12 protein-coding genes are annotated in these 11,495 nt (G+C 59.9%); 1 reads left to right on the top strand and 11 read right to left on the bottom strand.

Annotated features, from left to right (window positions below):
• The 7 genes from Q3C01_RS10715 to Q3C01_RS10685 form a co-directional block, all read right to left on the bottom strand.
• Positions 1-176, bottom strand: a 176-nt coding sequence (locus Q3C01_RS10715; protein ID WP_458145292.1) for a CoA transferase, incomplete at its 3' end; no start/stop codon positions are given.
• Positions 177-225: 49 nt separating this feature from the next.
• The gene (locus Q3C01_RS10710; protein ID WP_458145286.1) at positions 226-1,062 is read right to left on the bottom strand and encodes an enoyl-CoA hydratase-related protein; all 837 of its coding nucleotides are present in this window, start codon (positions 1,060-1,062) and stop codon (positions 226-228) included.
• Positions 1,063-1,120: 58 nt separating this feature from the next.
• Positions 1,121-2,341, bottom strand: coding sequence for an acyl-CoA dehydrogenase family protein (locus tag Q3C01_RS10705; RefSeq protein WP_458145285.1), 1,221 nt, complete (start codon positions 2,339-2,341; stop codon positions 1,121-1,123).
• A gap of 681 nt (positions 2,342-3,022) precedes the next feature.
• Positions 3,023-3,367 (bottom strand): hypothetical protein, encoded by a 345-nt coding sequence (locus Q3C01_RS10700; RefSeq protein ID WP_458145291.1) that lies wholly within the window; start codon positions 3,365-3,367, stop codon positions 3,023-3,025.
• 195 nt (positions 3,368-3,562) lie between these two features.
• Positions 3,563-5,017: an NAD(P)/FAD-dependent oxidoreductase gene (locus Q3C01_RS10695; RefSeq protein WP_458145284.1), complete on the bottom strand. Its 1,455-nt coding sequence runs from the start codon at positions 5,015-5,017 to the stop codon at positions 3,563-3,565.
• Complete coding sequence (locus tag Q3C01_RS10690; RefSeq protein WP_458145283.1) at positions 5,014-5,250, bottom strand: hypothetical protein; 237 nt, start codon at positions 5,248-5,250, stop codon at positions 5,014-5,016. The genes Q3C01_RS10695 and Q3C01_RS10690 overlap by 4 nt, the downstream gene beginning before the upstream one ends.
• Before the next feature lie 167 nt (positions 5,251-5,417).
• Positions 5,418-6,410 carry a helix-turn-helix domain-containing protein gene (locus tag Q3C01_RS10685; RefSeq protein ID WP_458145282.1) on the bottom strand — a complete coding sequence of 331 codons (993 nt, stop codon included), beginning with the start codon at positions 6,408-6,410 and terminating at the stop codon, positions 5,418-5,420.
• 196 nt (positions 6,411-6,606) lie between these two features.
• Between Q3C01_RS10685 and Q3C01_RS10680 the strand changes: the two genes are divergently transcribed.
• Entirely contained in the window at positions 6,607-7,650 is a 1,044-nt protein-coding gene (locus tag Q3C01_RS10680; protein ID WP_458145281.1) for an AraC family transcriptional regulator, read from the top strand.
• A 577-nt stretch (positions 7,651-8,227) separates the two neighbouring features.
• On the opposite strand, the gene Q3C01_RS10675 is transcribed toward Q3C01_RS10680, so the two are convergent.
• The 4 genes from Q3C01_RS10675 to Q3C01_RS10660 form a co-directional block, all read right to left on the bottom strand.
• Positions 8,228-8,536 carry a hypothetical protein gene (locus Q3C01_RS10675; protein WP_458145280.1) on the bottom strand — a complete coding sequence of 103 codons (309 nt, stop codon included), beginning with the start codon at positions 8,534-8,536 and terminating at the stop codon, positions 8,228-8,230.
• A gap of 290 nt (positions 8,537-8,826) precedes the next feature.
• On the bottom strand, positions 8,827-9,786 hold the full coding sequence (locus Q3C01_RS10670; protein ID WP_458145279.1) for a class I SAM-dependent methyltransferase: 960 nt from the start codon (positions 9,784-9,786) through the stop codon (positions 8,827-8,829).
• 6 nt (positions 9,787-9,792) lie between these two features.
• Positions 9,793-10,287, bottom strand: coding sequence for a GFA family protein (locus tag Q3C01_RS10665; RefSeq protein WP_458145278.1), 495 nt, complete (start codon positions 10,285-10,287; stop codon positions 9,793-9,795).
• A 126-nt stretch (positions 10,288-10,413) separates the two neighbouring features.
• Complete coding sequence (locus tag Q3C01_RS10660) at positions 10,414-11,424, bottom strand: methyltransferase (protein WP_458145277.1); 1,011 nt, start codon at positions 11,422-11,424, stop codon at positions 10,414-10,416.
• Between the last annotated feature and the right edge of the window lie 71 nt (positions 11,425-11,495).

Here is an 11,495-nt window from a genome sequence, read left to right as displayed (position 1 = left end):
GCGGCCTGCGGCTGGATCGGCACCTTGTGCCCGTTTCGCCACGGATCACCGTGCGGCGGCTCGACCTTGATGACGTCGGCGCCGAAGTCGGACAAGATCACAGCGGCGCTTGGTCCCGCGATGAAGCTCGACAGATCGACGACCTTCAGTCCTGAAAAGATGTTTTCATCAGTCATTGGAGACTCCTGGGTTTGAGTTGTGGTTTTCGCTGCTCGTCTTTTGAGATCAGCGACCGTGAAATCGTGCCGGGCGCTTCTGAAGGAATGCCGACGTGCCCTCCTTCTTGTCTTCCGTTCCGGCGCTGAGTCCGAAGTACGCGGCTTCCAGCGCGAACCCCTCGCCCTGGGACGTCTCCATTCCCTTGTTGACCGCATCGAGCGCATATCTGACGGCAAGGGGCGCGTTGGCGACGATCTCCTTCAAGATCGCTTCTGCACGCGGGATGAGCTCGGCGGCAGGGACGATCTCGTTGACGAGTCCGATGCGGTAGGCCTCTTGCGCACTGATGATTGCGCCCGACAGAATGAGCTGGAGTGCGCGGCCCTTGCCGACCAGCCGCGGCAGGCGCTGCGTACCGCCGCCGCCCGGAATCAACCCGAGCTTTACCTCCGGCTGGCCAAACTTCGCACGTTCCACCGCGATGCGAATGGTGCAAGCCATCGCCGTCTCGCAGCCGCCGCCCAGTGCAAAGCCGTTGATCGCCGCGACCACCGGCTTGCCGAGATTCTCGATAAGATCGAGTACTCCTTGGCCGTGGCGGCTGGACCGTTCCGCATCGATCGCCGTCGCCTGCGAAAGGTCGCCGATGTCGGCGCCGGCGATGAAGGCTCTGTCGCCCGCTCCCGTCAGAATGACGCCGCGCACATCCGGGTCGTCTTGCGCACGCTCGAAAACGATGCGTAGTTCCTGCCAGGTCGCCCCGTTCAATGCGTTCAGCACCTTGGGACGGTTGACCGTCACATAAGCCAGCCCGTCCTTCTTTTCGTAAAGGACGTTCGCAAGCGCTTGTGCCGGCGTTGACGAGACGGGTTGCGAGGCGACTATTGCTACTGTCGATGACATCGTGACTGCTCCTGTTTGATGGACGGGCCGGAAAAGTGTTGCCGGCCCGTCGGTGACCTCACACGAAGGCGCTGAACCCGGTGGCGGCCTTGGCGACGATCAGGTTCTGCATCTGGAACGTGCCTTCGTACGAATACAGAGCCTCGGCATCGGAGAAGAAGCGCCCGACATTGTTGTCGACGACGATGCCGTTGGCGCCGCACACCTCGCGTGCCCAGGCCACCGTCTCGCGCATCCGCGCGGTCGTGAACGCTTTCGCGAGCGAGGCATGCTGGTCGGTCAGCTTGCCCGCTTCTTCGATCTCCGCGAGGCGCAGCATCATCGACTGGCAGGCGGTGACATTGGCGAGCATCCTCGCGATCAGATCCTGGATCATCTGAAACGAAGCGATTGGCTTGCCGAACTGCAGGCGCTGCTGCGTGTATTTGAGCGCGGCTTCATAGGCGCCCATCTGCAATCCAGTCGCCATCCAGCCGACCGCGGATCGGGTCAGGCGCAGCACGTGCGCCGTGTCGCGGAACGAATTGGCGTGCTGCAGGCGGTTCGCCTCCGGAACGCGGCAGTCCGTCATGGTGATCAAGCCGTTCTGGACCACCTTGAGGGCCATCTTGTTCTGGATCTTTTCGACGGTGAAGCCGGGCGTCGCCTTGTTCTCGACGATGAAACCCTTGACCTGATGATCCGCGAGGTCGCGAGCCCAGATGATCGACACGTCGCACCAGGGCGCGTTGCCGATCCACTTCTTCTGGCCATTGAGAATCCAGGTGTCGCCTTCGCGCTTCGCGGTCGTGGTGAGACCGCCCCCGGTTCCGGAGCCGACCAGCGGCTCGGTCAGGCCGAAGCAGCCGATCTTCTCCAGGCGCGCCATCGGCGGCAGCCACTTCGCCTTCTGCTCCTCCGAGCCCAGGACGGCGATCGTGCCCATGGCCAGGCCGATATGGACCCCGAAGAACGTCGAGAACGACGCATCGACCTTGGTCATCTCCATGATCAGCATGCCGTGCAGCTTGTCGCTGGCGCGCTTGTAGCCGTAGCCATCGACGCCGAGGCCGCCGATATTGAGCTCCTTCAGCGCGGGCAGCACTTCGAACGGGAAGGCGTCTTCGACCCAATACTTGTTGATGATGGGCGCAACATTGGCCTCCATGAACTCACGCACCTTCTTGAGGATGGCCTGTTCATCGGCACTCAAAATTCCGGTGATCTGATAGAAGTCGCTGTTCGGCGCCGGAAGCGGCTTGTGGGCAGCGGTCGGCTTCAGTGTTGTTACCGTCGTCATATGGGTCTCCATTCGTTTTGCTTGGATCCTCTGCCGATCACCATGACGGGTTCGGCTTCCCACGGGTTATGGGGGATTTTGCCCTCCGCGGCTTTGATCTGGTTGCCATGGCTTTGCCCTTGGTTGCTGTTGGTGCTTGGGCTGCGCAAAGCTCCATGCGCTGTTCGTCGCACTTCGTTGCCTAGGATGGTCGGACAGAGCGCCGACCCCCTAACGCCTGGCGCATGCAAGCAAGCTCGGCCACGTCACCGCGAGCTATCTCAAACTCGTTCTAGATCATGATGGAGGCGTTCGAGATGAGGCCGTCAGCTACCTGCTTGCGGCTTCGCAACAAGGAACGATCGTCGTCATCACACCGACGACAGGCTCAGACCTGGCTCGGGGGACTGCAATCCCGGTCGGCGTAGCGCGATCATCGAGAGACCAATGGTCGATCTGTCAGCCGCACAACGCGCGAGTTCGAATGCAGTTTTGCGGCGCGCCTGAATGCGCTCGACAGACTTGGCCCATCAGAGTATCGCATGCGCAGATCCGAGCACCTCGACAGTTGCCGTGCCTCACGCAACGAACTCGTTCGGCTCGTCCGCACTGCGACCGCCATTCGGACGGGACACGCCTGGGTCGGTAGGCGCATCTTTTCAGATTCTACCGGTGCTGGCGGCAGTCAAACAATCATCGTCGCTAAATCGCGGCGCTTATCCTGGCACCCGGGGGCAGCGTTTCGGCGTGCAGCAGATCGAATGACGCGACACGGTTGATGTCGGCAAGGCGCCGATCCGAGTTCGCTGCCAGATCGAGACTTCCCAACAAGTCCAACAGACGATGATGGACGAGGTCGGCGACCGCCACCGGCAATGGCTCCTCGTCGAACGTTTCGATATAGCCGCCGACGAGATTGCTCAAAAGCCGATAGAGCCCGCGCTGCTCGGGCTCATCCCTGCTCAAAGTTTCGAGTTTTTGCTGGAAGGTTTTGAAGGTCCGCAAACCGTGGTGCTGTTGCGAAACCCAGCTATATAGTTCGTTCATGTCAGCCTCTTCAAATGATAGAAGAAGCTGTGGGTGGTTACACCGGACCGCGTTGTCGGACAAATCACAATTTTGAGCGCTCGGATTGTAGGGCCCGCGGCAAAAGCCGGCCTTCCGTGGCTTGGAAGGGTTACTTCCACGTTCACCACGTTGAGGCCGGCTCTTCCTTCCTTTTGCATATGCGTGGATGCCATCTCAGCAATTGCTCGCCGTGGGCCTGCACTGCCGGTTACATTCGGCATTCGCTGCACTCGGGCCGTGCTCGCGCAAGTGAATGCGCTTATTCGGCTCACGCAATCCCGCCGAGGGCTCCGGAATCAACTGCGAACTGCGCTGTCCGGTGAAATAGGACCAGAACCACTGACGCTGCACCCTCAATCGGTTTTGCAATTGGGGAAGAGCCATCAGATGCACGGTGGCCCAGACGAGCCAGGCGAAAAAGCCACCCACTCGAACGTGTCTTGTCTCCAGGATGGCAAAATTCTTGCCCACAACCGCCATGCTACCCTTGTCGGCGTAGCGGAACGGGGCCTTCGGCGTTCGCCCTTTCAGGTGACCCGCGATGACGCGTGCCACGTAGCGGCCTTCCTGGATCGCGGCCTGCGCCACACCGGGCACCGGAAGTCCATCGCTGACTGTCGAGGATGCATCGCCGACTACGAATACGCCGGAAGCGCCCTGGACGTTCATGTATGGGCCGACGGCCACCCTACCCGCCCGATCGGTTTTGGCGCCGAGCAGCTTGAGGAGCGGCGATGCGGCGACGCCAGCGGTCCAGAGCACCGTCGCGGCAGGAATTCTCTTCCCGTTCGCGACGACGCCGTCTGCATCGACCTTCTCAACTTTCACTCCGGTCAGGATCCGGACGCCGAGTTTTTCGAGCCGCCTCGCGGCCTTCGCCGCCAGGCGATCGGAAAACGTTGGGAGAATGCGCTTGCCGCCCTCGATCAGAATGATCGAACTTTCCGCGGGATCGATGCACCGAAACTGGCCGCGCAAGGTGATGGTGGCGAGCTGCGCTATTGACGCTGCGAGCTCCACGCCGGTCGGCCCCCCGCCAACCAGCACGAACGTCGTCTGTCGTGCACGCAGCGCTTCATCATTGGTCGTCTCAGCCGCTTCATAGGCACCCAGAATTCTTGCTCGAATGGCCTCGGCGTCGCCCAATGTCTTGAGACCGGGTGCATACCTCGCAAATTCGTCGTGATTGAAATAGCTCGGCTGCATCCCCGTCGCGACAACCAGATAATCGAACGGGATCTTGAGGATCCCGGATCCGGGACTTTCAGCTTCGATCGTTCTAGTTTCCAGATCCACACCCGTGACATCCGCCAGCAAGACGTTGACGTTTTCCTGTTCGCGCGCGAGTTGGCGGATCGGCGCCGCAATTTCGGAGGGCGCAAGGACGGCGGTTGCGACCTGATAGAGCAGCGGTTGAAAGATATGGTGATTGCGTCGATCGATAAGTATGACGTCCGCATCTGCCCCCTTCAGCCCGCGTGCCGCGGCAATCCCTGCAAACCCGCCGCCGACGATGACGATCTGCTTGCGCAGCATGCGAGTAGCGCGCACTGGCGACAGGACATTCCCGACTTGCGTGGTCGTGACATCGAAAATGGTTCGGCAATCTGCCCACATTGCTTTACTCATTGCCTTCTCTCGCCGATCGATTGGTTACCGTTCGAGTTCGACTGACCTGCGCCGCGCTGCATACGGCTGACGAACGATTGTTCGTTCAACTGAACGCGCTCCGTGACACGGCCGCGCGGGGGTTTCACCGGTGCCTGCACCGCCCCGATGCCCTCGGGCCGAAGGCTGGCCGCGAACACGGCGAGGCACAGGATCTTGCCGGCAAACGTGGCCAGGCTGAAAATGTCTTTCATGGTTGGTTCCTCAATCGAGTGTGACTGCGCCTGCAATACGATGCCTGACGGGCGGCGGCTTTGACCGGATTGCGCAAGGTTTGTCGTTCGTTGCTGACAGGATTGGCTCGCAGCGGCCTCCCTGGTGGGTTGAGGTCGTGAGCGCGTCGCCTCGTTGAACATGGGGTTCAAGCCAAGACCGGTAGAGATCGGCCGACGTCGACTGGCGAAGGTTTCGATCGCAGCAAACCGCCCGTTTGGCGATATCGGCCGGGGGGCTGACCTGTCGCCTGCGTAAAAGCGCGGGTAAAATGGGCTTGACTGGAAAAACTGAGTCCCAGCGCGATATCCACCAACGACCGATCGCCCTGAATCAACAGAACTTTCGCTCGTTCAAGCCGCTTGGCGCTGACGTAGCGAAAAGGAGATTGCCCGACCGCCTGCTTGAACGCACGGGCAAAGTGATAACGGCTCAGACATGCAGTCGACGCCATCCCATCAAGACTGAGATCGCCCTCCAGATTTGCTTCGATATAATCCAGCACACGAAGGAGCCTGCGCCGATCGAGCCCTTGTCCCGTCGGGGACGCGATGGCTTGGGCGGCTGGCGTGGTGGCGTGCATTTGAACCAGTCTTACGGCCATGCTGTTGGCTAGGGACTCAACAAGCAGCTTGCCGGCAGATGTTTCACATTGCAGTTCGGAGGTAATGGCTCGCGCCGCCCCGCCCAGCAGCGGGTCCTTGAAGGCGTTTTCATATCTCAGCGCGCTAAGCACCGAATCATCGCTGTCTATCCCAAGCTTGTTCTGGGAGAACTGGCCCGGGTGAAGATAGATATGAATGACCTCCGGCTGGTCGTCGGCGAACTCGACTGTGCCTTCCTGCCAACCGGCGGGACTAAGCCAGACCATATCGCGACCGGTTGCCATCTGGTCGACCATCCCGGAAGCTCGGCGCGTGATGAGCGATCCTTTCGGTCCGCGAATACCAACGCAAATTGCGGTATCGGACCGCGCACCCCGCCAAGGGATTACGCCTTTGTCATGAGCCCATAACTCGGCCGACAAGCCCGACCAGCCACGATCTACGGAAGACGACAGCAGCTTCGTCAGACCACGGCTCTGAAAAACGTCGCAGTAAGGCCGTGGCTCGCGGCTGACTGTGGCCAGTTGCTTCTGCATTATCTCCACGACACGCTCCTATAAAAAGGCATGCAATGCGGCGGGGTGAATATTTTCAAGCTTGGACATGGCAGTATCCTCTTGATTTCGCGTGGTGAATTTAGTTCGTTTTGGATGCTGGCAGGTAAGGACTGGACTGCCCTGAACAATGATGTCGGGAAGCCAAATGACTGGCTTGGGAAGGCCACACGAAACGGTGAACAAGCGCACGACGTCATCCACTTGGATGCGCGGTGTCGCCAACACGCTTTCCGCGCAGGGGCTGGACGCGGCCGCGTTATTCGCGCAAGCCGGACTCCAGATTGAGAATCTTGACCATTGCGATTTTCGCTGGCCGAGCGAACGAATCAGCAAACTTTGGACGATCGCGGCCGAACGCGCGGGCAATCCGGATATCGGTCTGTTCGACCCGCACAAGCCGCGGCCCGACCAGTACGGCGTCGTCGGCTATGCCATGATGTCGAGTCCCGACCTGGAGACCGGCCTTGCACGCTTGATTCGCTACCTCAGCCTTGTTAGCGACGCTGTGACGCTCACGCTGGATCCGGAAACGAGCGGCAAGTGGGCGCGCGTGGAATTGCTTGGCGGCGAATGTCCGATTCCCCGTCAGCGCTACGATTATGTGATCCTGACCCTCCTGACCTTCTGCCGCTGGATGCTCGGCCGCCCCCTGCGGCCCTTGGCTGCCGCCTTCAGGTACCCGGTGCCGAGCTCGCTTGCCGCCCATAACGAAGCCTTCGGCACGCCGTTGCGATTCAACGCGCCGTTCAACGGTTTGCTAATCTCCAGGGAGGATCTTGCGAGCAAGCTTCCGACCGCTGCCCCCGAACTTGCCGACTTGCACGACCGCATGGCCGTGCAGGCGCTGCGCGCGCTGGAAAAAGCCGGCATCAGCCATCGCGCACGCCAAGCGGTCGCACGCCATTTGCCGAACGGCGCGCCGCTGCGCGCGACCATCGCCGCAGAGCTGAAGATGAGCGATCACACGCTCCAGCGCCGTCTCGCGAACGAAGGCACTTCGTTCACCAAGCTTGTCGACGAAACCCGGTGCGAGCTCGTCCAGCATCATCTTTCCGATACCCAGTTGAGCTCTTCCGAGATCGCTTACCTCCTGGGATATGCCGACCAGAGCACCTTCTTTCGCGCGACTCTTCGCTGGTTCGGCGAGTCGCCGGGCGAATACCGCGCGCGTGTAACGGCGGGCCATATGGGGGGGATGGCTGATGCACGTGGCAATTAAGATACGTCGAGTGGCGGCGTGCGGCCTGCCGTCCGCCGGTGAGATCGGTGAGAAGCTCGGCGTACTCTTTGAAGGGTCCCTTGGAGCGGACGAGCCTCCTCAAAACCACCCCCGGCGATCCCATGGTCGGCTGGCTCGCGGCAGGGCGGGCGGCCATGACGGGTCTGGTCAGTTCGAGCGCATGTTTCGGACTCGCGCCGACGCTTCAATGATGGCAAGTTGAGCCCGTCGCGGTGCTCCACCCCAATGCTACACCGTGCTACACCGTCGATTTCCGGTGGTTCGGGAAACGCCTGATTTTGAAGGACTTCTTCGCGGTCGCGGTTGGCTGGCGGAGAGAGTGTCAGTCAATCCTCGTTGAAAGATAATGCATTTTTCGAGTTTCCTAGACTAGAACCCACTGTTTGAGCTACGCATAAAATGCATTTTGTGTCCAACAAGCCTGTTGGCCACTCATCGATAATCACGCCATCTCAAGCTCTGTTTCACACTCGCCGTGCCGGAGGGCTGAAGTCCGTCCCGGGCCATCAAGCGACGTTCGCGCTAGCGGCGGGCTCGCAGGCGCACCTAGCAGAATTCAGGGATAGGCTTGGGATTGTACTGCAAAAATCGCGGCTCTCTGCTCGGGTGACATACTAAATTCTGTTGCCAACGCCCAAACGAGCACAATCAGCATCAAAGTCGCGGCAAGAGGCCAGATGAATTTTCGGTCCCCCGCCACTCGATCGGCGACAAACAGTCGCCGGTCTTGCTCCATGTCGCGAGCGTCCTGCGCAACGACAGGCGCAAGCGCATGAGTGCGCGAAAGCATCTGATCCAGCGTGGCCCGATCGGAGTTTTGGGCGTTACCGATCGCCGACCCTTTCTTGTCGAAAAGTGTTGTCATCTGGTGATCCTTCTGAAATTGGCTTCGCCGAGCCCACCTGATTGCGCAGGACGAATTTTTGGATCTTGCCGGTGGATGTCGGAACGGGACCGAACACGACAAGTTTTGGTGTCTTGAAGCCGGACACTTGGCGCGGGCTTCCGCGCATGACGGCCGGCATCGGTGCTCCATGTTGCGTAGGTTAGCCCTCTCGCCCGAGAGATCACGCGTCGGGAGGAGCCATAACCGTCAGTTCATCCAACTTCGCGATGGACTGTTCGCGGCGGACGCGAACAGCCGCAAATGTGGCCTCAGCGCCGTATGGCGAGTGCTTCCAAATACGCGTTGCGGATCTGGGTATGGTTCTGGCCGTCGGCGGCAAGATTGTTGTCGATCCAGAGTTGCTCGAAGTCCTGCAAGAGAGCGGCCTGCTTCGGCGCGTCGAGGCGACCGAGCGCGAGTTGGATCCGGCCAGAATTATGCGCGAAGAATGCGGCGGAAGCGGCGGCGCCTGTCTGCAGTTCCCAGGTAATGGACACGACGCTGGTTTGGATGGAATCGAAGCTTGGCTTCAGCCGCTCGCGAACCGCTGCTTCCTCTCCCCAAAGGAAAGGAGATATCGCGCCTGGAGGGGGCGGGGGAAGATATCGGCCGACAACGGCAGCCATCTTCTCGCCAAAACCACCAGATTGGGGCCAGTTGGCCAAGACAAGGCGTCCGCCCGGCCTCAAAACGCGTGCCATTTCCGAAGTAACGGTCTCGGGGAACGGGGAAAACATGATCCCAAACATCGAGACTACCACGTCAAAACTTGCATCCGGGTAGGGAAGCGTCTCGGCAAAGCCTTCATCGAAGCGGATGTTGAGGCCTTCGCTAGCTGCCCGCGCGCGGGCTTCCTCCAGCAGATGAGGCGTCATGTCCAACCCAGTCACCGTGGCCCCCCGACGAGCCAATGGGAGGGTCACGTTGCCCGTGCCACAGGCGATATCCAACACACGGACGTCAGGTTCAAGTGCCAACCGAGCGACGAAGCCCTCGGCGTCGGGCGCGCCAATGGTTTTGGCTATTGCTCCAAAATTACCGGCAATCCAAGGGGCGCGCATAGCATCCTTCATCTGATCGATCTCTTGGCTTTTCGTGGTCATCTCCTTCTCCAACTCGATAGCGCCATTTTCACGATTGATGGTGGCTCTTCGGCCGCCGCTACCGCCCTCGCGTTGGAGCTGCACCCCTAAATTTCGTGTTCCCGGCCAAGTATTGTTACGGATCACGAACCGCTACTCGGAGTCTCCACCAGCACGGCCAGAACGCTCACTGGCGGGCCGTGACAGGTCCTTCGACCAGTCCACTCGGTGAAATGTTTGATGAGGCCTTCCACGTTCAAAGTGAAGGAGTTCGTGATTAAAAGTCACCCAGGGATGCCGGGTCGTCTCCCACACCGATAAAGGGGGCCAGGGCATCGACGGATCGGCGAACGCGCCAAAGGCGATGCCGATAAGCTCCGGCAAAGCTTCCGAGTTGTACCAGAACACCGTGGAACCGCAGTCGGGGCAGAAATGCTGTTCGATCTTGCGCCCCGAGTCGCTGCTACGCACGTAGACCTTGCTCGGCCCCTTGGCGCGCACTCGCTCTTTCGGGAAATAGGTGCCGACGCCAAAGGCCGAGCCAGTGCGGCGTTGGCACGCCGTGCAATGACACGCTCCCATAAGCGTCGGCTCGCCGGTCGCCTCCGCGCGCAGCGAGCCGCAACTGCAATGTGCGATTCTGATCATAGCTTAGCTAATCTCCCAGAGAGAAGCTTGCGTCGGCGCCAATCTGAAGCCGACAAACTACGGTTCAATTTCAGCTCACGGGAAGCGCCATGTCAGGCATCTGACGGCAAGCCGTGCTTGGACAAGCTACTTTAATCCGATCACCATCGAAACCGCACCGACAAGCGGTTCGACTCGCGTTTTTGAAAATCCGACTTCGCGCATCCAAGCCTGACAGTCTTCTCCCGTATAATCGAATCCACCGGGAGTTTCGATCAGCATATTCAGGCTCACCATGAGACCGAAAGCGTTTTCGCGGCGATCATCATCGATGATGTTATCATAAACGACCACTGCGCCGCCTGTCGGAAGAGCCTCAAACGCCTTGCCGAGAAGCGCCTTTTTCTGGGCAAGGTCCCAATCATGGAGGATGTGACCCATGACGATGGCGTCAACTTTCGGCAGAGGGCCCTCGAAGAAATTTCCAGCCTGAAACCGCACCCGGTCCCCCACCCCTCGGTGAGCAATGAATTCCTCGAAGACGGGTTTGACCGGCGGGAGGTCGAAACCGATGCCGGTGAGGTGGGGATGGGCGCGGGCAAGAGTGGCGGGAATCATGCCCTGAGCTGAACCAAGATCCATGAAGGTCTTGTAGTCTCTCCATGGGAAGTTGGCGGCGATGGCCTGGGCCGGACCCGCGCTTATTCCACTCATCGCGCTCAGAAATCTCCGCAACTGCTCCGGATCGGCATAGAGTGCGGCAAAGATGTCTTCTCCTCCATCCTTGCTCTCATTCTGCAATTCACCGGTGCGCAGGGCCTCCGTGAGCGATCCCCAGAAACGATAGAGCCGAGCGTTCGCCATCTCGAGCAGACCGCCGATATAGGATGGCTTGGCTCGATCGAGAAACAGATCGGTGTCGACGGTGTTGCTATAGATGCCGTTCTGGCGCTCCAGCAACTTGAGTGCCACCAGCGCATCGAGAAAGTCGCGGGCTGATCGTTGATGCAGGGCAAGCTTTCTTTGAAGCGTCGGCAGGTCGGCGGGTGCATCGGCCAAAGTGCTGAACACGCCCAGTTCGACAGCACTCAGCAGTGTTTTGGATGCCCAAAAGCCAAAACCAACTTGCATGATATGTTCCGGTGTTGCTGCGCTCACGATCTGATCCTCGAATTGGCTGTCACTTGGTACGTTAGGATAGTTGCGAAGTTTCGCGACGTCTGTCTAAT

The organism is Bradyrhizobium sp. UFLA05-109, assembly GCF_054185165.1.
Note: the sequence above shows the minus strand (reverse complement) of the source record. Positions and strands in the feature narration are given on the sequence as shown.